Origin of the sequence: Pseudomonas sp. R1-1 (assembly GCF_051132135.1) — a bacterium.
Classification (GTDB): Bacteria; Pseudomonadota; Gammaproteobacteria; order Pseudomonadales; family Pseudomonadaceae; genus Aquipseudomonas.
Map to the genome: position 1 here is coordinate 126,063 of NZ_CP071663.1, position 21,297 is coordinate 147,359.

Here is a 21,297-nt window from a genome sequence, read left to right on the forward strand (position 1 = left end):
CGGGACAAGGGCAAGTTTCGGCGCAATTGTGACCTGCAGCAGTTTGGCAACCGGAGCGGCTTGTGTATGCTCCGTCGACGTTTCGGGCGCACGCCCTCCTTATAAGAACAAGAACGTTGCCCATGATCCTCAGCGCCGAACTGTCGGGACCCTCTATGGAACCCCGGGTCATCCGCAAGCACTATGCCGTCGAAATGGCGGTCGAGCGCACGCGTCTGCTGTATCAGGGCTCGTTGTTGCCGACGCTGTTCATGTTGATCAATGGCCTGGTCTGTGCGGCGTTGCTCTGGAGCCCGCAGCGTTACTTTGTGGTCAGCATCTGGCTGGTGTGGCTGTTGTCGCTGGTGGCGCTGCGGGTGATTCAGGTGGCGGCGTTCGATTCGGCGATACCTGATCGTCAGGCTCAGCCGATCTGGCGACGCATGTTTCTGCTCGGCTCAACCATGACCGGCCTGACGCTCGCCGGTGCCGGCATCGCGCTGGTGCCCGCCGACAACTTCATGCAACAAGCCTGGGTGTTCGGCCTGATCGGCGCGGCGACCCTGTCGGCCAGTGTCGCTTACGCCGTAAGTCTGCCGGCATTCCTGTCTTTCACCTTGCCCTGCCTCCTGCCAGCGATCGGCTACCTGTTCTGGGGCGGCGATGAACAGGCGCGAGGTTGGGGCTGGCTCGGCTTGATCCTGCTCGGCTCGCTGAGCGTAGTCGCCTGGCAGGTCAATCGGTTGATCGATCGCGGTTTGCTGCGCCGCTTCCAGAACCAGCACCTGATCGAACATTTGCAGCAGACCCAGGTGCGCGGCGAGCAGCTCAACCAGGAACTGGGCAAAGAGATCGAACAACGCCGTGATGCCGAGAGCAAGCTGCGCGAGGCTCAGGTCGAACTCGAAGACCGCGTCGCCCAGCGCAGCCGCGAACTGGACGCGGCCAATCAGGCCCTGAGCAAAAGCGAGGCGCGTCTGGCGCTGGCGTTGAAGGCCAGCGAGCTGGGGTTGTGGGACTGGAACCTGCAGACCGACGAAGTCCACCATACGCAGATTCAGGAGCTGTTCGGCCTCGCCCCGGAATACGTCACCGCGCTGCTGCGCGATCTCAAGCCACGCTTGCATCCCGAAGATCTGCCGACGCTCAAGTACGCGTTGATCGAGCATTTGAAGGGGCGCAGCGAGGACTACCAGATTGAATATCGTGTGCGTCACGGTGACGGCCATTGGGTCTGGATCGAAGACCGTGGCCGCGCGGTAGAGCGCAGCGCCAGCGGGCGGGTGATGCGCATGGTCGGCACGCGCCGCGACATCAGCGCCAGCAAAAGTCTGGAAGAACAGCAACGGCTGGCGGCGACGGTGTTCGAAGCGGCCAGTGAAGGCATTGTGATTCTCGACCCGAACTACGCGCTGATCGCGATCAACCAGGCCTTCAGCCGGGTCACCGGCTATGACATCGACGACATGCTCGGGCGCAATGTCGTCGAGTTGCCGTGCAGCCGCGATGCCCGCCGGCATTACGTGGCGATCCGTCACGCGCTGGAACAGCACGGCAGTTGGCAGGGCGAACTGGTGGAAACGCGCAAGAACGGCGAGCTGTATCCGCAATGGCTGCAATTGAATGCGGTGCGCGACAATCGCGGCAATGTCAGCCATATCGTCGGCTTCTTTGCCGATCTGTCGGCGCGGCGCGAATCCGAAGAGCGCATGCGTTATCTGACTCACTACGACGAACTCACCGGCCTGGCCAACCGCTCGCTGTTTCGCGAACGCTTGCACGAAGCGCATCAGCGCTCACGGCAGAGCCGGCGCAGTCTGGCCCTGCTGCACATTAATCTGGACCGCTTCAAGCTGCTTAACGACAGCCTCGGGCATGAGGTCGCGGACCAGTTGCTGCAGAAAATGGCACGGCGGCTGGTCAACGCCTTGCCGGAAGCCGACACGATCGCGCGCTTGTCCGGGGATGAGTTTGCGGTGCTGTTCGATGCCTACGGCAACCTGTCGAGTCTGGCCCGCGTCGCCACAAGGTTGTCATCGAAGTTGCGCTTGCCGCTGACGGTGGAAGGGCACGAGCTGGTGGTCAGCGCGTCGATGGGCATCAGTTTGCTGCCGGACAACGCCCGGGAGATTTCCGCGCTGGTCAGCCAATCGAACATGGCCATGCAGCACGCCAAGCATCTGGGCGGCGACAACTTCCAGTTCTACACCGACAGTTTGCAGGCCAGCACCCTTGAGCGCTTGCAGCTGGAAAACCATCTACGCCGGGCCATCGAAGAGCAGCAGCTGAGTGTTTTCTATCAGCCGAAACTGTGCCTGCAAACCGGCCGCCTGAACGCCGCGGAAGCACTGGTGCGCTGGGAGCATCCGGGCATGGGCCAGGTGCCGCCGGCGGACTTCATCGGGCTGGCCGAGGAAACCGGGCTGATCGGGCCGATCGGCGAGTTCGTCCTGCGTCAGGCTTGCTGGCAGGCTTGCGAATGGCAGCGGCAGGGCCTGGCGCCGATCCGCGTGTCGGTGAACCTGTCGGTGCACCAGCTGCGCCAGGGCAAACTGGTCAGTCTGGTGCGGCAGGTGCTGGAGGAGACGGGACTGGCGCCGCATTGCCTGGAACTGGAGCTCACCGAAAGCCAGTTGCTCGACAGCGTCGAGCACATCATCGCGACGTTCCAGCAACTGCGCGATCTGGGGGTGAAACTGGCGATCGACGATTTCGGTACCGGCTATTCGTCGCTGAGTTATCTCAAGCGCATTCCGGTGGATTACGTGAAGATCGATCAGGCGTTCATTCGCGGTTTGGACGAGGGCAGCGAAGACGCGGCGATCACTCGCGCGATCATCGCCATGGCCCATGGCTTGTCACTGAAAGTCGTCGCTGAGGGCGTCGAGTGCCCGGAACAACTGGAGTTCTTGCGCAGCGAAGGTTGTGACGAAGTGCAGGGTTATCTGATCAGTCGTCCGGTTGACGCCGGCGCGCTGGCCGGGCTTTTGCGCGAACAGGGAAAACCGCTTTAAGGGCTACATGCAGGCCATCGCGCCAGATAGCGGGACATCGAGTTACGCATTGAGCAGGCAAAATGCCAATTCATGTAGTATAACTACAAGCGTGCTACATCCTTGCCCATAAGAAGAGTCCAGCCCCTTGAATCTGCTGCAACACATTGCCCAGTCACGTCACCTGTTACGCAAGTCGGAGCTCAAGGTCGCCGACCACGTGCTGCTTGACCCTGCGGCGGTGATGCACAGTTCCATGGCCGATCTGGCTCACAGCGTCGGCATCAGTGAGCCGACGATCGTGCGCTTTTGCCGCGCCATCGGTTGTTCCGGTTTTCAGGATCTGAAACTGAAACTGGCGCAAAGCCTGGCCGCCGGTGCCAGTTTCGGCCAGTTTGCGATCCATGAAGACGACTCGGTCGCCGATTACAGCCTGAAGATTTTCGACACCACGCTGCACACGCTGATGGAGGTTCGCGAGAAGCTTGATCCGGTGGAATTGCAGCGCGCGGTCACGTTGATGTCCCAGGCGCAGCGCGTCGAGTTCTATGGCTTTGGCGCGTCCGGTGCAGTGGCGGCGGATGCCCAGCACAAGTTTTTCCGTCTGCTGCTGACCGCGGCGGCGTATTCCGACCCGCACATGCAGGCGATGTCGGCGGTGACCCTGAAGCCGACCGATGTGGCGATCTGCATTTCCCAGTCGGGGCGCTCCAAGGATCTGTTGATCACCGCCAATCTCGTTCGCGAAAGCGGCGCCTCGTTGATCACCCTGTGCCCGAGCCAGACACCGCTGGCCGAGCTGTCGACGGTCAATCTGGCAATCGATGTGCACGAAGACACGGAAATCTACACGCCGCTGACCTCGCGCATCGCCCACCTGGTGGTGATCGATGTGCTGGCGATGGGCGTGGCCATGGCGCGCGGGCCGAGCCTGGTCAATCACCTCAAGAGCGTGAAGCGCAGTTTGCGCAGCTTGCGCTTGTCGCCCAAAGCCGTGAAAGCCCTTGATGACTGAAGTCATCCAGGGGCGTTCCGACCTTGATCGCGAGCAGGCTCGCTCCCACAGTGATCTACAGCGACACATGAAATCTGTGTCATACCGAGATCCAATGTGGGAGCGAGCCTGCTCGCGATGGCGTCCTGAAAAGCACCGCAACCCTGAGCAAGTTTCATCGCACTGTCATCCCCGCGCAGCCAAACCGTCATCCCCCGCGCCTATCGTGAAACTCCCGTACTCGCCTTGGGAGAATCGAAATGGCTCAGCCCTACGAAGAACGCAACAGCGCCGCGAAAACCCGTCGTCAGCAGGAAGACCAGCGCCGCATGGAATTCCGTCGCGCCATCGAAGATCGTTTCGAACTTCGCCAGCTTCAGGCCGAGATCGGCGATTTTCCCGAGGTTAATCTCTGGCAGGCAGCGCCCGCAGCTTCCCGTCGAAACGCTCAACCAGCGCGCTGATCTGCGCACGCTCGCTGCGGATAAACGCCAGGAAGGCATGCGCCACCGGTGACAGGCGTTTGGCTTTGGCCTGCACCAGGCACCAGCTACGCAGCAGCGGCAATTCCTCTACCGGCAGCTCGACCAGCCCGCCGGTCGCCAGCTCCAGGTTCAGGGCGTGACGCGTCAACAGCGCCACGCCCAGACCCGCCAGCACACACTCGCGCTGAGCCTCGGCCGAGGCTACTTCCTGAGTCTGGGTGAAGTGCACGCGTTTCTCTTTGAAATACTCTTCGCACGCCAGCCGCGTGCCCGAGCCCGGCTCGCGAATCAGCAATGTGTAGGGTTCAAGATCCTGCAGGCGCAACGGGCCCAGGTGTGCCAACGGGTGATCCGGACGCGCCACCGCAACAATCGGATTGTTCAGGAAAGGCAGAAATTCGAGGCCCATGTCTTGCGGTACCATCGACATGATCACCAGGTCATCGCGGTTGTCCGACAGCCGTCGAATGACCTGGCCGCGGTTGACCACGGTCAGTTGCAGATTGACCTCGGGGTGCTGGCGCTTGAACGCCGCAAACAAGTGCGGGACGAAATATTTGGCGCTGGATTCCACCGCCAGTTTCAGCTGGCCCTGCAGCGAACCTTGCATGTCCGACAGTTGCATATCGAGGTTTTCCAGGCGCCCGAAGATGTCGCGGCTGGCGCGTTGCAGGGCTTCAGCAGCCTCGGTCATGTAGAGTTTTTTACCGACATAGTCGAACAACGGCTGGCCAATCAGCTCTTCGAGCTGTCGAATCTGTAGGCTAACGGCCGGTTGGGTGAGGGACATTTCATCGGCTGCGCGGCTGTAAGAGCGCAAATCACACACTTCGTTGAAGATCTGTAGTTGGCGTAACGTCATACGCATCAAGGACTTACGCATTTTTCCAGGCTCTGAAGTGCGGTCGATGTTTCAACTATAAGTCTTTACTTATGCCTGACCCAATTTTTATTCATTTTTGTTAATCCCTTGCGAGCGCTAGTGTGGACCTGCGACCGAATTGAAACATTTGGTCACGCGTCGACCTGGGTCTAGCAGGTCGTGGTGCCACCGGCTCAAGGGAACCTCCAAGTGATAAAAAAGATCCTGATCGCCAACCGTGGTGAGATTGCCGTACGAATCGTACGAGCCTGCGCCGAGATGGGCATTCGCTCGGTAGCGATTTTTTCCGACGCCGACCGGCATGCCTTGCATGTGAAGCGTGCGGATGAAGCTCACAGCATTGGCGCCGAGCCATTGGCCGGTTACCTCAACCCGCGCAAGCTGGTGAACCTGGCTGTTGAAACCGGCTGCGATGCGCTGCATCCCGGCTACGGCTTCCTCTCGGAAAACGCCGAACTGGCGGAGATCTGCGCCGAACGCGGGATCAAATTCATCGGCCCGTCGGCGGAAGTCATCCGGCGCATGGGCGACAAGACCGAAGCGCGCCGCAGCATGATCAAGGCGGGTGTGCCGGTCACGCCGGGCACTGAAGGCAACGTTTCGGGCATTGAAGAAGCCCTGGCCGAAGGTGACCGCATCGGTTACCCGGTGATGCTCAAGGCCACTTCCGGCGGTGGCGGTCGCGGTATCCGTCGTTGCAACAGTCGCGAAGAACTCCAACAGAATTTCCCCCGGGTCATTTCCGAAGCCACCAAGGCCTTCGGCTCGGCGGAAGTGTTTCTGGAAAAATGCATCGTCAATCCCAAACACATCGAAGCGCAGATTCTCGGCGACAGCTTCGGCAACGTCGTGCACCTGTTCGAACGTGACTGCTCGATCCAGCGCCGTAATCAGAAGCTCATCGAGATCGCGCCAAGCCCGCAACTGACCCCGGAACAGCGCGCCTACATTGGCGACCTGTCGGTGCGCGCGGCCAAGGCGGTGGGTTACGAGAATGCCGGCACCGTGGAGTTCCTGCTCGCCGAGGGCGAGGTGTACTTCATGGAGATGAACACTCGCGTGCAGGTGGAACACACCATCACCGAAGAAATCACCGGCATCGATATCGTTCGCGAGCAGATCCGCATCGCCTCCGGCCTGCCGCTTTCGGTGAAGCAGGAAGACATCCAGCACCGTGGTTTCGCTTTGCAGTTCCGCATCAACGCCGAAGATCCGAAGAACAACTTCCTGCCGAGCTTCGGCAAGATCACCCGTTACTACGCGCCCGGTGGTCCAGGCGTGCGCACCGACACGGCGATCTACACCGGCTACACCATTCCGCCGTTCTACGATTCGATGTGCCTGAAACTGGTGGTCTGGGCGTTGACCTGGGAAGAGGCGATGGACCGTGGCTTGCGCGCGTTGGACGACATGCGCCTGCAAGGGGTGAAGACCACCGCCGCCTACTACCAGGAAATCCTGCGCAACCCGGAATTCCGCAGCGGCCAGTTCAATACCAGCTTCGTTGAAAGCCACCCGGAACTGACCAACTACTCGATCAAGCGCAAACCCGAAGAGCTGGCCCTGGCCATCGCCGCCGCCATCGCCGCCCACGCAGGCCTGTGAGGAATATAAGAATGAGCAAGAAGATCTTCGTTACTGACACCATCCTGCGCGACGCTCACCAATCGCTGCTCGCCACCCGCATGCGCACCGAGGACATGCTGCCGATCTGCGACAAGCTCGACAAAGTCGGCTACTGGTCGCTGGAATGCTGGGGCGGTGCGACGTTCGACGCCTGTGTGCGGTTCCTCAAAGAAGACCCGTGGGAGCGTCTGCGCCAACTGCGCGCGGCGCTGCCCAACACGCGTCTGCAAATGCTCTTGCGCGGGCAGAACCTGCTGGGCTACCGCCATTACAGCGACGATGTGGTCCAGGCCTTCGTCGCCAAAGCCGCGGAAAACGGCATCGATGTATTCCGTATTTTCGACGCGATGAACGACGTGCGTAACCTGCGCGTGGCCATCGAAGCGGTGAAGGCTGCCGGCAAACATGCGCAAGGCACCATCGCTTACACCACCAGCCCGGTACACACCATCGACGCTTTTGTCACCCAGGCCAAGCAAATGGAAGCCATGGGTTGCGACTCGGTAGCCATCAAGGACATGGCCGGTCTGCTGACTCCGTACGCTACCGGTGAACTGGTGCGTGCGTTGAAAGCCGAGCAGTCGCTGCCGGTGTTCATCCACTCCCACGACACCGCAGGCCTGGCCGCGATGTGTCAGCTCAAGGCCATCGAAAACGGCGCCGATCACATCGACACCGCGATCTCCAGCTTCGCCTCCGGCACCAGCCACCCGGGCACCGAGTCGATGGTCGCGGCGCTCAAGGGCACCGAATTCGATACCGGCCTGAACCTGGAGCTGCTGCAAGAGATCGGCCTGTATTTCTACGCCGTGCGCAAGAAGTACCACCAGTTCGAAAGCGAATTCACCGCGGTCGATACTCGCGTGCAAGTCAACCAGGTACCGGGCGGAATGATTTCCAACCTGGCCAACCAGTTGAAAGAGCAGGGCGCTTTGAACCGCATGGGCGAGGTGCTGGCGGAAATTCCGCGGGTGCGTGAAGACCTCGGCTTCCCGCCGCTGGTGACGCCGACTTCGCAGATCGTCGGTACCCAGGCGTTTTTCAACGTACTCGCCGGCGAGCGTTACAAGACCATCACCAATGAAGTGAAGCTTTATCTGCAAGGCGGTTATGGCAAGGCGCCGGGTGTGGTCAACGAAAAACTGCGGCGTCAGGCGATCGGCAGTGAAGACGTCATCGACGTACGTCCGGCCGATCTGCTCAAGCCGGAAATGACCAAGCTGCGGGCCGATATCGGCGCTCTGGCGACCTCGGAAGAAGACGTGCTGACTTTTGCCATGTTCCCGGACATTGGTCGCAAATTCCTTGAAGAGCGTGCCGCCGGCACCCTGACGCCGGAAGTGCTGTTGCCGATTCCTGAGGCAGGCGCTGTTGCCTCGGCGGGCGGTGAGGGTGTGCCGACCGAGTTCGTCATTGATGTGCACGGCGAAACCTACCGCGTCGATATCACCGGTGTTGGCGTCAAGGCTGAGGGCAAGCGGCACTTCTATCTGTCGATCGATGGCATGCCGGAAGAGGTGGTGTTCGAACCGCTCAATGAGTTTGTCGGCGGTGGCAGCAGCAAGCGCAAGCAGGCGTCGGCGCCGGGGCATGTCAGCACGACCATGCCGGGCAATATCGTCGATGTGCTGGTCAAGGAGGGCGACACCGTGAAGGCCGGTCAGGCGGTGTTGATTACCGAGGCGATGAAGATGGAGACCGAGGTTCAGGCGGCGATTGCCGGGAAGGTGGCGGCGATTCATGTGGTCAAGGGCGATCGGGTGAATCCGGGTGAGATTTTGATTGAGATCGAAGGGTGATTTAGCGCTTCGATGTGATGGTTTAAACCTCGGGGGGGCATGTGCTCCCCTTTTTTTTGGCTTTTTGACTTGGCGGCCTGTGGGCCGACCATGCTCTGGTTGTTTTGGGGGCATATCCGTTGCTTCGGGGGTTGCTTCTGGCGGTTTCGCCCTTACGGCGAGGCACTTTTTCCAGACGCCGAAAAAGTACCCAAAAAGGCTTGCTCCTGCGTTCGGCCCTCGCAGGCTCGGGTCCCTTCGTTGCGGGATCGATCCCGGCGCAGCGGCTACGGTTTGCTTCGCTGCACCTACTTCCGCTGTGTCTGGCTGCGCCAGACGGTCGCTGCGCTCCCACGCCCGGATCAATCCCTCCACTCAGCCTTCCGATGTCGCTGGTTAGGCAAGATCAAGATCAAGAGCACGCGAGCTAACGCTCATTGTTGAGTGGTGAAAAGCGGTTGTTCGACTTGGATTTCGTGTTGGTTTTCCCCTCACCCCAGCCCACTCCCTAGGGAGAGGGAGCCGATTTGCGTTGGCTTTGAAATCGCGTACGGCTCGGTATCCCTAGTCGGCGTATATCTCACATCCACCGCGATCAGTCCCCTCTCCCTTTGGGAGAGGGCTAGGGTGAGGGGCTTTTCCTGAAACACGGTAATCAGGCTAACAACTCACCCCATCAAAACGCCATCCGCCACTGTCCCATCACGCCATGAGTCCGGCTGTCGTTGCCTGCTTCGGCTGTGAGGCCGAAGCCGACGGTGTGGTTGGCGGAGAGGCCGAGGTCGAGTCCGGTGTCGATGGCAAGGCTGTTGCGGTCCAGTGCGGCGCCGGCGATTTCGAAGCGGTTGCCGCCTTTGATCAGTTGTTGGTGCGTGTGGTTGTCGATTTCGCCGTAGGTGTGTTTCCAGCCGGCGCTGAAGCGCGGGGTCAGGTGCATGCCGTTGTCGAGTCGGGTGGTGTGGGCGGTGCGCAGGCCGAAGGTGCTGCTGAGGTTGTCGCGGGTTTGTTCGAAGACTTTGAGGGCTGCGTCGCCGCCTTTTTCGCAGTAGCTGTCGCGCTGGTAGCGTTGATAGCCGAGGCTGGCGAAGGGTTCGAGGGTGGCGTTGTGGCGGCCGAAGTTGTAGCCGAGTTCGGCGAAGGCTTGCTGGGTGTGGGCGTTGTAGTTGCCCTGCAGGCGGTCGCTGAAGCCGTTGAAGGCGACGCGGCGTTTACTGCTGCCTTCGTGGCTGGCCCAGGTTGCGCCGAGGCGCAGTGCCAACGGGCCGTCCTGGCGTACGGCGTAGGCGCCGAGGTGCCAGCTGTCGAGGTCGCCGTCGTACTGGCGGGCGTCGAGTCGGGTTTGTGATTTGCCGCCGAGCAGGCCGACATGCCATTGCTCATCTAGCCGCCAGTCGGCGCCCAGGACCAGACCTTGGGTAGCGTGCTTGAGCGTGCTGTCGACATCGCGATCGACCTTGCCGCCATGGCCGAGTGCCTGAATCCATACCCGGCCGGTGTCGGCAGCGGTGGATGCCTGGCCTGGCGAGTTGGCCGATGTGTACGTCCTGTCCGAGTGGTTGCTCAACTGCTGCATCGCCGAAAGCATGCTGGCGCTCACCGGCGAGATACTGCTCAGCGTGGCTTTGGCGAGGTTGGCGTTGCTGCCGGCGGCGAGTTGTTCGAGGGCGATGGGGGCGGTGGCCTTGTCGCTGGACAGGAGTGCGGCGACTGCGGTGTTTGCCGGTTTAACCAGCGCAGGCACGGGCTGTTCGGCTGCTTGCTCTGCCTGTGCGATGACGGTTTCTTCGTTGATAGCGACGGGCAAGGATTCGGCAAGGGGCATTGACGCCAAAGCTGAAGCCGCTATCGAGGCCTGTTCCGGTGCAATCACAGCGGTAGAGGTAGAGATAGAGGCCGGGGTTTGAGTTGGGGTTGCAGAACGCAATGGCGCGACGGGCTCGACAATGCTCTTGGCGACCGCGCGGCCGGCGTCAGTCGTAGCCACCTCTTCCAGCGCCACGTCATTACGGGCATAAGTCAGTCCGACCGATTTCGAGTTGTATTGAGGCGTCGCGGTCATGAAGGCGAGGTTGTTGCGAATCGTGCCGAATTCACCTTCCACCGCACGCGCTTCGATGATCTTGTACTGGCTGCTCTGCGGATATTCCCCCTGCGCTGCGACGATATTCAAGGTGGCGCCGGCCAGCGCGGCAGTGCCATCGACCTTGATCGTTTGACTGCCAGAAGGCGTGACTTCATACGCCAGCTCGGCGGTTGGCGTCAGGCGCAGATCGCCTTTGACCCTCGGCGCCCCAAGCAATCCGTTGACGGTGAGCAGGCCGTCGACATGCAGATTGGTCACCGCGCCTTTGCCAGCAAAGCTGCCGCCGTTATCGACATAGACATCGCCTTTGATATTTCCGAGGTTGGTCAGGGCCGTGCCGCCTTGAACCAGCACACCTTCCTTGAAGTCACCTTTGGAGCTCGACGTCCAGTCGCCCTTGGCGACCACCAGGCCGTTGAAGTTGCGCGTGTCTTTCAGCGCGCCTCCCTCAGTCGCATCGAGAAACAGGAAATTGTCGCCCTCGCTACCGTCCAGTCGGCCGGTGAAGCTGGCACCGTCCCTGAGGCTGATCAGATCGTTGACCGCGGTGCCCTTGAAGGTTTTTTGCGCGGTTTCAAAAACGATGGGCACCGTCCCCGGGTCACTGAGAAAACTCTGAAGTCGTTCAGCAGCCTTCTCCCTGGCGCTGGCTTCGCTCGTCTGCGGTGTCGCGATGGTTGCAAGCGGCTCAGCGGCTTCAGAGGGTTGCTCGGCGTTGGCAAACTCTACGCAACCGAGTGTCAGGGAAATGGCCAGCGCCAGGTGTTCTGGTTTACATCCGTGTTGAGTACGCATCAAGGAAAGCCTTTTCCAGAAAGTGAAGACTCAACTCTATGGATGTCCTCAAAAATCCGCTGTCGGCTGCGTCCCGTACGCGTGCAGGCGACGTCGGAGCGTATCGGATGAAAAAGTCCGGCAGCTTCGAAACCGGATCTTTTTTACATGGCTTGATCGGCGCTTTTTCCTACAGCCAGGCCGGGCTGCGATGGCTGTCGAGGTGCTTAGAAACTCATCTGCCACTGCCCGATCAGCCCGTGGTTGCGGCTGTTGCTGCCGATCTCGCCGCTGTAACCCAGGCCCAGCGAATGCCGTGCCGAGACCCCGACATCAAGCCCGGCTTCCAGCATAAGGCTGTCGCGATCCAGCGCGCTGCCCTCGACATTGAACGCCGTGCCACCGGTTACAAACGCCTGGCGCGTCGAGCTGCTGACGTCGCCAAAGGTGTGTTTCCAACCGAGGGCCATGCGTGGGGTGACGCTCATGCCGTTGTCCAGGCTGCTCAAGTGCGCCAGGCGCAAGCCGAGGGTGCTGCTGAAATTGTCCTGGGTCTGGCTGTCGATTTGCAGCGCCGCGGCGCCACCTTTTTCCTGATAGCGGTCGCGGTGGTAGCGCTGGTAGCCGAGGCTGGCGAACGGTTCGGCGCTGAGCCGGCCGCTGCCCATGGCGTAGCCGAGTTCGGCTAAGGCTTGTTGGCTGTCGGCGTCGTAGTCGCCTTTCGGACGATCACTGAAACCGTTGAACGCAATGTGGCGCTGGCTCTCGCCTTGATGGGCGCTGTACGCCGCACCCAGGCGCAAGGCCAGCGGGCCGTTCTGATGCAGCGCATAAACCCCGGCGTGCCAGCTGTCGACCTCGCCATCGACGCCGCTGGCATCCAGATCGGTTTGCGAGTAACCACCGAGAACGCCCACCCGCCAGGCCGGGTTCAGCGCCCAATCGGCGCCGAGCAAGCTGCCCTTGGTGCGTTGCTCCAGGCCACTGCTGCCATGTTCACCATCAAGCTTGCCGTAGCCACCGATGCCTTGCAGCCAGAGCCGGCCGCGAGCGTTCGGATCATTGAGATTGCGCGCTGCCGCCGGCACGCCACTGGCGGCCAGCACCGGCGTGTCGCGCTGATCGAGACCGACCAGAAAACCCGGCCCGGCCATTTGCTGCATCGCTGCGAGCATGCTGCTGCCGACCTGACTGCTGGCACTGAGCGTGGCGCTGGTCAGGTTGGCATTACTGGCACCGGCCAGTTGTTCGATTGCCGCACCGGCGCTGTTTTGAGTGGTGTTGAGCAAGGCGTTGTACAGCGCACTGTTTTTGCCGATCGAGGCCAGGCTGTTGGCGGCATTGTTGCCGTTGGCAGTCGTGGCGAACTCGTTGAATGCTATGTCGTTGCGGGTGTAGGTCAGGTCGACCTGAGTCGCGGTGTAGGCGAGGGTTGGCGTCAGGAACGCGTAATCACTGCTGACCTCGCCGAAGGTGCCGTTGACCTGCGCTGCTTGCAGCACGGTGTAGTGACTCTGCCAAGGGTAGGTGCCGCTGCCGGGATTCACCGCGAGCGTCGCGCCATTGAGGTTGGCGACACCGCCGACGACTACCGGCGCGCTGCTGCCGTCGGCGTTGACGCCGTAGGCGAGGGTGGCGGCTTTGCCCATGGTCAAATCATGAACAATGGTCGCACGCCCCAAGCGGGTGTCGGTGCGCAGGGTGCCGTTGACGTTGAGGCTGCCGACCAAGCCGCCCCCGGCATACACGCCGCCGGCATCGACGGTCAGGGTGCCGGCGATGCCGCCGTGGTTGATCAGGGTGGCGCCATTGCGCACCGCGCCGCCATCGCTGAAATCGCCGCTGCCGGTCAGGGTCCAGGCGCCTTCGCGGACCTCCAGCCACTCGAAGTTGCGGCTGGCGCCAAAACTGCCACCGAGCGCATCGTCCATGACCAATCGATCCGTGCCGCTGCCGCCATCGACGATGCCGAGGAAACGGCTGCCGTTGCGCAGCGTCAGGCGGTCATCGCCACCGCCCAGGTCAAGCGCCAGGCCGTTGCTGCCGCTGATAGTGCCGCCGTTGATTACGCTGTCGGCGAACTCGCCGACGAACTTCGCGCCAAAACCGTTCAGGCCTTCGATGCGGCCGAAGTTCTCCAGGGTGGTCGCGGCCAGTCCCGAGTTGCCGCTGCCGTCGTCGACCAGAATCGCGCTGTCGGCACCGCTGATCAGCGCGCCGCTGGCGTTGAGAATGTAGCCGCCCCCCAGGGCGATGCCTTCGCTGCCATTGGCGAAACCGGCCTTGTCCACGCCGCCGGCGCCGACGCCTTGAATGGTGCCGTAGTTTTCGATGTGGGCAAGGTTGTCGATGTCTACGCCATCGCCGTCGCCGTTCGCTTGCAGGCCCGAATACGCACCGGTGATGGTGCCATGGTTGACCACCGAGCCATCGCCGTCGGAGCCAAACCCGGAACCGTTGCGCCCGGTGATCTGGCCGTAGTTGATCAAGGTCGCGCCGAGGTCGGTGGTGATGCCGTGACGACCGCCGGAAATCACCCCGTAGTTGCTGATCGACACGCCGCTGGCGGTGTCGATGTCGACGCCGTCGAACTTCTCATCGGCATTGTGCGAATCGCCGGTGGAGATCTCACCGTAATTGGTGAGGCTGGCGTTGGCGCCGGTCTTCATGCCGTCGCTGGCCTCGCCGCGAATCAGCCCGCCGGTGCGATTGATGATCGTGGTCTTCACCGCGTCGCTGCGCAGCGCGTCGAGATCCAGGCCTTGACCGGTGGCCGAACGAATCACCCCGCTGTTGTCGATCAACAGGCTGCCGCTGACGAAGTTGCTGTCGATGCGCAAAGCATCGTTGGCGCCGAGAATCTGCCCGCCACTGCGGTTGTAGATCGCGTAATTGCGCGCCTTGCTCTCATCGCCACTGCTGTCGATGGCCCGGCCGCCGCTGGAGACGATCTTGCCGGCGTTATCGATCACCACACCGGCACCGCTGGTGCTGTCTTTCAGGCTCACGGCTTTGCCACTGTTGGTGATACTGCCCCGCGCCGAAATCGTCAGCGTGTCGCTGCCGCCCAGGGTTTGCGAGGCGGTGGTGGCGGTGTCGATCTGCACGGTTTTACCGTGAGCAGTGGTGGCGCTGATCAGCAGGGCAATAGTGAGAGGCAGGCGCTGTGGCGGAAACGGCATGAAGGGAAGGCCTTTTTCTTATGGACGGGCCGTCCTGTATAGCGAGGGGTTTTTACAGAATGATGTCGGAGTCAATCTGCATTGTTTTGCGCGCCGTATAAGCGAAACAGTCCGTTATCTGCATTTTGTTGCAGATTACCCACCTCCAGTCCTTCTGAAATGCACTATATTGCATTCGGCGACACTAAAGCGCTGAGTTAAGTGCATTTAAATGCAGACGGGCGAAACCATGTACAACCTGACATTACAGATTTTCACAGCCGGTATCTGGCACGACGCGATGGTTCTGAGCTTCGATGATCCTGAAAAGGGCTTCGCGAGTCGCTGCAGCTTCGGCTATGAGACGGACTACCTCGCAGAAAACATAGAAGCCATAGGCTCGCCTTTTTCCAAGGCGGTGAGTGCTCTGTATCCGCTGGACTGGAACGGTCGGCGCTCCGAGACACCGGCATTTGTCCACGACATTGCCCCCGCAGGCGCAGCCAAGCGGTTCCTGCTTGCACGTCTGGGACAGGAAAAACCCGCGGATATCAGCGCCGATCTGTATCTGCTCGGGCGCAGCACCCCGGCCCCTATCGGCAACATGCGCATCAAGGAGTCTGCTGCGGCTGTTGATGAGCGCAAGCCAATCGGCTTCAAGCGTGAAGACGTCATTCACCGTGATCAGCGCTTTCTTGAGTACGCCTACGAATTGGGCGCGGCAATCGGTGGTGCTACCGGGGCAGGCGGGGAAGCTCCGAAATTACTGCTGGTCGAGAATCAGGCGGGTCTGTTGTACCCCGACGCGGTATTGAGTGATGAGGACGTCAGGCAGCATTGGTTCGTGAAGTTTGCCCGCAACCGAGGTGGGCTGACCGATCAGGACATCCTGCGTAGCGAATTCCATTACTACAAGGCGCTGCAGACGCTGGGCATCGACACGATCGCGGAGGACGGCCTGGCATTGGAGGAGGCGAACAAACCGAGTTTGTGGATGCACCGCTTCGACCGTAGTGTCGAGGACGGCGAGGTCAGCCGTTTTGCTGTCGAATCGATTTACTCGCTGGCTCAGGTGACGACACCCGGCAGTGCGATGAATCATCTGGAGGTTATCCGCCTGCTTGCCGGGCTCTGGCGCACGGCGGGGCAAGCCAGCCAGATCCCTGACCTCGTCGTGGATTACTTGCGTCGGGACCTGATCAACAAGATCCTCGGTAACTCGGATAACCATGGTCGCAATACCGCAATCATTCGCGAGGCAAACGCCTTTCGCCTGGCGCCGATTTATGACCTGGCGCCGATGGTCATGGACGATGAAGGCGTGACCCGTACCACCAAATGGCCAAGAGAGCTGGAGCGGGCGGGAGATATCGACTGGCGAGGCGTGTGCCGCGCACTGGCGGATATTGCCGAGCCAGGCGACCCGTCGGCAGTGGGTGACGAGTCGATGCTGTTTGAGCGCTTGCGCCAAGAGGCTCAACGCCTGTCGGCACTGCCGGATATTCTGGCTGACAGCGGTCTGCCAGCCAGAACAATGAACCATCCCGGCGTCCACCTGAAAAATCTGCAGCAACGCTTGAATGATTGGGGATTGAAATGAGCCTGTCTGTGGCTGAGCGCACGGCGCTGATCGAAAGCATCCAGCAAGCCCTGGCCCAAGGCACGCTGGACATCGGCGAAGCCGTGCGTCGACTACGGGTGGAAGTGACCGGTTTGCATCAGACCCAGTTCGCGCGGATGTGCAAGATCTCGGTGCGGACGCTGGTGCATATCGAGCATGGCGAAGGCAATCAGACGCTCAAATCGTTGAATGCCGTGTTTCGTCCGTTTGGTATGAAGATGGGCGTGGTGCGGATTCACCGGGATAACAGCTGACTCCCGCACGGGGCAGGGGCTCGCTGTTTCAACTACGCCGAACGTACGCCTTGCCGTAATGCCGCTCCATCTTCGCCTGGATCAATTCCAGTCCAATCGACATCAGCCAATAGATGATCGCCGCGGTGGTGAGCATTTCGATATAGCGATAGCTCGAGCGGCCGTACGACTGGGCGAGAAACATCACTTCCCAGACGCCCATCACCGAAATCAGCGACGAGTCCTTGAGCATCGAAATGAACTGATTGGTGGTCGGCGGGATGATGGTGCGCATGGCCTGGGGCAGGGTGATGCGCCAGAAGATCACCGTCTCGCGCATACCCAGCGCCAGCGAGGCTTCGCGTTGGCCATGGTCAACGCCGAGAATGCCGGCGCGAAAGATCTCGCTGAGGTAGGCGCCATAGTTCAGTGACAGGGCAATAATGCCGGCGACAATCGCACCGGGAACGATGCCCAGTTGCGGCAGGCCGAGGTAGATCAGCAGGATCTGGATCAGCAGCGGTGTGCCGCGAAAGAACGACGTGTAGAAACTGGCGATGCCAAACGCCAGGGCGCTGCTCGACAGGCGCGCCAGTGCCGTGACGAAGCCCAGCAGCGACGAGGCGACAATCGAGCACAAACACAGAAACAGCGTCAGCGCCGCGCCTTGCAGAAAGCCGTTGGGCGCCAAGTGCAGGCCGACCAGGTTGGGCAGCTTGTCGAGGATGATCGAGAACTTCAGGTCGAAGCTCAGAAAAAATCCGGCGAACAGGCAGAACAGCGCGGCCCATGTCAGGTACAGCCGCGTGCGAAAACCGAACAGCCGCTGCAAGCGTGATTCAGCCACCGGTTGCGGTGGCTGTGGAGGCGTCGGGAAAGAGGTCATTGGCTGATATCGGCGCCGATCCATTTCTGCGACAACTGGCTCAGGGTGCCGTCCTGCTTGAGTTGCGCGAACACCTCACGGACTTTCGCGTCCCACTGCGCGTCGCCCTTTTCGATGGCCACTGAATTTGGCTCGGAGTACAGCGCCGCGCCGGCCAGTTTGAAGCGCTTGTCCTGATTCAGGCGCGGCTGCGCGGTGACCAGGTTGGTGAGGATTGCATCGAGACGTACGCCCGCGCCGAGCCCAAGATCCTGGAAGGCGACATTGTCGGTGTCATAAGGGGCGATCTGCACCTCCTCGAACGGATACTGTAGTTGCGTGTCCTCGGCACCTTCGATGACCAGGTTTTTGTTCAGATAGCTTTCGTAACTGGAGGCGCTGGTCAGGCCGACTTTTTTGCCGCTCAGGTCCTTGGCGCTGTGAATCCGCTCATCCTTGGCGTTGACCACGATGACTGCCGGCGAAGCGTAATACTCGACCGGGAAATCGAAGACCTCGGCGCGGGCCTTGCTCGGTGTCATCGAGCAGATGCAGATGTCGTAACGTCCGCTCCAGCGGCCGGCGGCGATGACGTCCCAGGAGGGCGTCTCGAGGCGCAGCTTGACGCCGAGTTTCTCGGCCACGGCTTTGGCGACATCGACGTCGAAGCCGTCGAGCTGATTTTGCTCATTGAGAAACGAGAACGGGGGATAACTTTCCATCAGCACGCCGACCAGTTCTTTGTTCTGCTCGATGCGATCCAGCGTGGCGCCGGCAAAAACTTGTGTCGAAGCGGCGAGCAGGGTCAGGCCCAGAGCCAGTAATGGTTGCAGTTTCACGGGCGATCCCTGAGCAAAAAAAGAGGTTGTCATTAACCGAATGGTGAGCATTAAATAGTTATAACAAAGACTCTGGTAGTGAGTTTTTTTCATAAGCATATGAGTGAAAAGCATATGGGCGCAGCAAGCACAGTGATTCTCGATGGCGGCATGGGCCGTGAGTTGCAGCGCGCCGGGGCGCCGTTTCGTCAGCCCGAGTGGTCGGCGCTGGCGTTGAGCGAAGCACCGCAAGCGGTCGAAGCGGTGCATGCGGCGTACATCGCCAGTGGCGCCAATGTGATCACCACCAACAGTTACGCCGTGGTGCCGTTCCATATCGGCGAAGCACGCTTCGCCGCTGAGGGCCAGGCGCTGGCAGCATTGGCCGGAGAGCTGGCGCAACGTGCGGTGCACGCCTCGGGCCAATCCGTGCGCGTGGCGGGTTCATTGCCGCCGCTGTTTGGCTCCTATCGCCCGGATCTGTTCGAGGCTGCGCGTGTCAGCGAATTGCTCACGCCGTTGGTTCAGGGCCTGGCGCCGCACGTGGATCTGTGGCTGGCGGAAACCCAGAGTTCGACCGTCGAAGCCCGAGCCATCCACGCCGGATTGCCGAAGGATGGCAAGGCGTTCTGGCTGTCGTTTACCTTGCAAGATGAAGACACCGACGAGGTGCCGCGCCTGCGTTCCGGTGAGCCGGTCGCTGACGCGGCGGCGGTGGCGGCTGAACTGGGTGTGGAGACGCTGCTGTTCAATTGCAGCCAGCCGGAAGTCATCGGCGCAGCGATTGACGCGGCGCGCGCGACCTTCGAGCGTCTCGGGGCGAGCATCCATATCGGCGCCTACGCCAATGCGTTTCCGCCGCAGCCCAAGGAAGCCACGGCCAACGACGGCCTCGATCCGTTACGCGAAGACCTCGACCCGCCGGGATACTTGCAGTGGGCGCGGGATTGGCAGCAGCGCGGCGCCAGTCATTTGGGCGGTTGCTGCGGCATTGGCTCGGAACACATTGCGGTGCTCGCGCAGCAACTGCGTCGTTAGGCCATATCCGGCCAGTGGTGGGAGCGAGCCTGCTCGCGAAAGCGCTGGGTCAGTCAATGCAAGGGTGACTGACCCGCCGTCTTCGCGAGCAGGCTCGCTCCCACAGGGGCGCCTGTGAAGACTAGGTTCGGCACTCGGCCAGACCTTTCACCTGACCGGCCGGCGTCTGATTGTCATCGCTCAACCAGCGCTCGAAGCCTGCGCCAATCGCCGGCCACTCCGAATCGAGAATCGAATACCACGCGGTGTCGCGGTTCTGGCCTTTGACCACCATGTGCTGACGGAACACCCCTTCGAAGCTGAACCCCAAACGCTCGGCTGCGTATCTGGAGCGGGCGTTGCCGTTGTTGCATTTCCATTCGAGACGGCGATAACCGAGCTCAAAGGCATATTTGCCCAGCAGATACACCGCCTCGGTGCTTTTCGGCGAGCGCTGCATTGGCGCACCGAACGTGACGTGACCGATTTCGATGCGGCCCTGCGCCGGAACAATCGACATCAGGCTGAGAATGCCCTGCACCCGACCGGTTGCCCGATCGACAACGCTGAAAAAATACGGGTCGCTATTGGCCGCATGATTGTTCAGCCAGTCATTGAATGTACTGCGCTCGGGAAACGGCCCGTACGGCAAATAATCCCAGAGTTTTGGATCGGCCCCGGGGCCTTCAAGGGCGGCGTACAGCTCATCGGCATGCCGCGCCGGGTCGAGTTTTTCCAGGCGGATGAAGCGGCCTTCGAGCAAGGTGGCGGTGGGGGCGGGGGCGCCTTTCCAGTCAGCGAGTGAAGCGGTCATGTGCGCGTCTCCTTAGAGGGCTTTGCGAAACTGGATGAGGCCCGGGCGTTCGGCGATCCGTTCGTAGAGCTGAATCGCGGTGGCGTTGGTTTCGTGGGTCAACCAATGGACCTTGCCACAGCCGTCGGCTTTGGCAGTGGCGTAGACGTGTTCTATGAGCAAGCGGCCGACGCCACTGCCGCGGGTCTCAGGGACCACCAGCAAGTCTTGCAGGTAGCAGGAGTTTTCGATGCTCCAGTTCGAGCGGTGATAGATGTAATGCACCATGCCTACCGCTTTGCCGTCAGCCCAGGCCAATGCGGCATGGGTGGGTTCGCTTGGCTCGAGAAAACGCTGCCAGGTGCTGTGCGTCACCGTGTCCGGCAGTTCGGTGTTGTAGAAACGCAGGTACGCCTGCCACAACGGCAGCCACGCGGCATGGTCAGCGGCGCTGACCGGGCGAATGTCGATCTGACTCATGGTGATTTCCTTAACGCATCAAGCGGGCGAGGGTTTGATCGTTGACGTCGGGGCTGGCGGCGAGGCCGTCGCGAACGCCAGCAATGTCTTCGGCACTGCGGTTCTGGCTGAGCTTGCGTTTGCCTTCGAGACGCTCGATCGGAATGGCGAAACCGACGACGGCCTTGAGCATGCCATCGATGTAATCGGCAGGCGCGTCGGCGACGGCCCAGGGTTGTGCCCGGCCAGCTTCGTGGCGGTCGGTGAGGGTGCTGACGATGTCGAGCAGGCGCCCGCCATCGCTGAACGTCTCGGCATGCCCGTAGGCATGCACGGCAATGTAATTCCAGGTCGGCACGACTTTGCCGTGTTCGGCCTTGCTCGGGTAAAAGCCCGGGCTGATGTAGGCGTCGGCGCCAGCAAAGATCAACATCGCTTCGGCACCGTCGCGCAAGTCTTTCCACTGCCGGTTGGCCTTGGCCAGATGCCCGTACAGCGTGCCGTATTCGCCTTGTTCACAATGCAGCAGCACCGGCACATGGCTGGCTTGCAGGCCGTTTTCGCCGTGGGTGACCAGAATGGCGAGGCGGGCGGCCAGGATCAATTCATGCAGTTGGGACAGTTCTTCGATGGCAAAGGCGCGGGGTGTATACATGACAGAATTTCCTTGGCGAATGCCTGCATCCTAGGCAGGCTATTGGTCTGTTGTAAGAGCCATTGCTGACCAATTTCATA

At 61.1% G+C, this 21,297-nt stretch carries 16 protein-coding genes; 8 read left to right on the forward strand and 8 right to left on the reverse strand.

The genetic code is table 11. The annotated features are described in order from the left end of the window. Window positions 1–122 precede the first annotated feature (122 nt). The 3 genes from J3P75_RS00585 to J3P75_RS00595 all read left to right on the forward strand — a co-directional run bounded on the left by J3P75_RS00585 (window position 123) and on the right by J3P75_RS00595 (window position 4,430). Complete coding sequence (locus J3P75_RS00585) at window positions 123–2,993, forward strand: EAL domain-containing protein (protein WP_434708972.1); 2,871 nt, start codon at window positions 123–125, stop codon at window positions 2,991–2,993. Between the two features lie 127 nt (window positions 2,994–3,120). Next, window positions 3,121–3,987 carry a transcriptional regulator HexR gene (hexR, locus tag J3P75_RS00590; protein ID WP_007962240.1) on the forward strand — a complete coding sequence of 289 codons (867 nt, stop codon included), beginning with the start codon at window positions 3,121–3,123 and terminating at the stop codon, window positions 3,985–3,987. Between the two features lie 239 nt (window positions 3,988–4,226). Continuing rightward, window positions 4,227–4,430 carry a PA3496 family putative envelope integrity protein gene (locus J3P75_RS00595; RefSeq protein ID WP_090287706.1) on the forward strand — a complete coding sequence of 68 codons (204 nt, stop codon included), beginning with the start codon at window positions 4,227–4,229 and terminating at the stop codon, window positions 4,428–4,430. On the opposite strand, the gene J3P75_RS00600 is transcribed toward J3P75_RS00595, so the two are convergent. Next, the gene (locus J3P75_RS00600; protein ID WP_258451118.1) at window positions 4,372–5,334 is read right to left on the reverse strand and encodes a LysR family transcriptional regulator; all 963 of its coding nucleotides are present in this window, start codon (window positions 5,332–5,334) and stop codon (window positions 4,372–4,374) included. The two genes, J3P75_RS00595 and J3P75_RS00600, sit on opposite strands and share 59 nt — an antisense overlap. 189 nt (window positions 5,335–5,523) lie before the next feature. Between J3P75_RS00600 and J3P75_RS00605 the strand changes: the two genes are divergently transcribed. Next, window positions 5,524–6,939 (forward strand): acetyl-CoA carboxylase biotin carboxylase subunit, encoded by a 1,416-nt coding sequence (locus J3P75_RS00605; RefSeq protein ID WP_434708973.1) that lies wholly within the window; start codon window positions 5,524–5,526, stop codon window positions 6,937–6,939. Window positions 6,940–6,950: 11 nt separating this feature from the next. Then, window positions 6,951–8,759, forward strand: a complete 1,809-nt coding sequence (gene oadA / locus J3P75_RS00610) for a sodium-extruding oxaloacetate decarboxylase subunit alpha (protein WP_434708974.1) — start codon at window positions 6,951–6,953, stop codon at window positions 8,757–8,759. Between the two features lie 655 nt (window positions 8,760–9,414). Here the strand turns inward: oadA and J3P75_RS00615 are convergent. Continuing rightward, window positions 9,415–11,616: an autotransporter outer membrane beta-barrel domain-containing protein gene (locus tag J3P75_RS00615; protein ID WP_434708975.1), complete on the reverse strand. Its 2,202-nt coding sequence runs from the start codon at window positions 11,614–11,616 to the stop codon at window positions 9,415–9,417. A gap of 206 nt (window positions 11,617–11,822) precedes the next feature. Next, window positions 11,823–14,777 carry an autotransporter outer membrane beta-barrel domain-containing protein gene (locus J3P75_RS00620; RefSeq protein WP_434708976.1) on the reverse strand — a complete coding sequence of 985 codons (2,955 nt, stop codon included), beginning with the start codon at window positions 14,775–14,777 and terminating at the stop codon, window positions 11,823–11,825. Window positions 14,778–15,006: 229 nt separating this feature from the next. Between J3P75_RS00620 and J3P75_RS00625 the strand changes: the two genes are divergently transcribed. Next, window positions 15,007–16,356 (forward strand): HipA domain-containing protein, encoded by a 1,350-nt coding sequence (locus J3P75_RS00625; RefSeq protein WP_434708977.1) that lies wholly within the window; start codon window positions 15,007–15,009, stop codon window positions 16,354–16,356. Continuing rightward, window positions 16,353–16,631 carry a helix-turn-helix domain-containing protein gene (locus J3P75_RS00630; RefSeq protein ID WP_090287690.1) on the forward strand — a complete coding sequence of 93 codons (279 nt, stop codon included), beginning with the start codon at window positions 16,353–16,355 and terminating at the stop codon, window positions 16,629–16,631. The genes J3P75_RS00625 and J3P75_RS00630 overlap by 4 nt, the downstream gene beginning before the upstream one ends. A 28-nt stretch (window positions 16,632–16,659) precedes the next feature. Here J3P75_RS00630 and J3P75_RS00635 read toward each other — a convergent pair whose 3' ends face one another. Next, entirely contained in the window at window positions 16,660–17,496 is an 837-nt protein-coding gene (locus J3P75_RS00635; RefSeq protein WP_434708978.1) for an amino acid ABC transporter permease, read from the reverse strand. Beyond that, window positions 17,493–18,314, reverse strand: a complete 822-nt coding sequence (locus J3P75_RS00640; RefSeq protein ID WP_434708979.1) for an ABC transporter substrate-binding protein — start codon at window positions 18,312–18,314, stop codon at window positions 17,493–17,495. Before J3P75_RS00640 ends, J3P75_RS00635 begins: the two co-directional genes overlap by 4 nt. A gap of 114 nt (window positions 18,315–18,428) precedes the next feature. Between J3P75_RS00640 and J3P75_RS00645 the strand changes: the two genes are divergently transcribed. Further along, window positions 18,429–19,331: a homocysteine S-methyltransferase family protein gene (locus J3P75_RS00645; protein WP_434708980.1), complete on the forward strand. Its 903-nt coding sequence runs from the start codon at window positions 18,429–18,431 to the stop codon at window positions 19,329–19,331. A gap of 121 nt (window positions 19,332–19,452) precedes the next feature. Here J3P75_RS00645 and J3P75_RS00650 read toward each other — a convergent pair whose 3' ends face one another. From J3P75_RS00650 to J3P75_RS00660, 3 genes are read right to left on the reverse strand one after another with little or no spacing between them, the layout of a single operon-like run. Continuing rightward, window positions 19,453–20,124 (reverse strand): GNAT family N-acetyltransferase, encoded by a 672-nt coding sequence (locus tag J3P75_RS00650; protein ID WP_434708981.1) that lies wholly within the window; start codon window positions 20,122–20,124, stop codon window positions 19,453–19,455. Between the two features lie 12 nt (window positions 20,125–20,136). After that, window positions 20,137–20,583: a GNAT family N-acetyltransferase gene (locus J3P75_RS00655; protein WP_434708982.1), complete on the reverse strand. Its 447-nt coding sequence runs from the start codon at window positions 20,581–20,583 to the stop codon at window positions 20,137–20,139. 10 nt (window positions 20,584–20,593) lie between these two features. Further along, window positions 20,594–21,217 (reverse strand): FMN-binding negative transcriptional regulator, encoded by a 624-nt coding sequence (locus tag J3P75_RS00660; protein ID WP_434708983.1) that lies wholly within the window; start codon window positions 21,215–21,217, stop codon window positions 20,594–20,596. Window positions 21,218–21,297 lie beyond the last annotated feature (80 nt).

Coding starts and splice junctions, on each gene's coding strand:
- J3P75_RS00625 (WP_434708977.1), top strand. CDS start 15,007: ATGTACAACCTGACATTACAGATTTTCACAGCCGGTATCTGGCACGAC.
- J3P75_RS00615 (WP_434708975.1), bottom strand. CDS start 11,616: ATGCGTACTCAACACGGATGTAAACCAGAACACCTGGCGCTGGCCATT.
- J3P75_RS00620 (WP_434708976.1), bottom strand. CDS start 14,777: ATGCCGTTTCCGCCACAGCGCCTGCCTCTCACTATTGCCCTGCTGATC.
- J3P75_RS00585 (WP_434708972.1), top strand. CDS start 123: ATGATCCTCAGCGCCGAACTGTCGGGACCCTCTATGGAACCCCGGGTC.
- J3P75_RS00660 (WP_434708983.1), bottom strand. CDS start 21,217: ATGTATACACCCCGCGCCTTTGCCATCGAAGAACTGTCCCAACTGCAT.
- J3P75_RS00635 (WP_434708978.1), bottom strand. CDS start 17,496: ATGACCTCTTTCCCGACGCCTCCACAGCCACCGCAACCGGTGGCTGAA.
- J3P75_RS00630 (WP_090287690.1), top strand. CDS start 16,353: ATGAGCCTGTCTGTGGCTGAGCGCACGGCGCTGATCGAAAGCATCCAG.
- oadA (WP_434708974.1), top strand. CDS start 6,951: ATGAGCAAGAAGATCTTCGTTACTGACACCATCCTGCGCGACGCTCAC.
- J3P75_RS00655 (WP_434708982.1), bottom strand. CDS start 20,583: ATGAGTCAGATCGACATTCGCCCGGTCAGCGCCGCTGACCATGCCGCG.
- J3P75_RS00650 (WP_434708981.1), bottom strand. CDS start 20,124: ATGACCGCTTCACTCGCTGACTGGAAAGGCGCCCCCGCCCCCACCGCC.
- J3P75_RS00600 (WP_258451118.1), bottom strand. CDS start 5,334: ATGCGTAAGTCCTTGATGCGTATGACGTTACGCCAACTACAGATCTTC.
- J3P75_RS00595 (WP_090287706.1), top strand. CDS start 4,227: ATGGCTCAGCCCTACGAAGAACGCAACAGCGCCGCGAAAACCCGTCGT.
- J3P75_RS00645 (WP_434708980.1), top strand. CDS start 18,429: ATGGGCGCAGCAAGCACAGTGATTCTCGATGGCGGCATGGGCCGTGAG.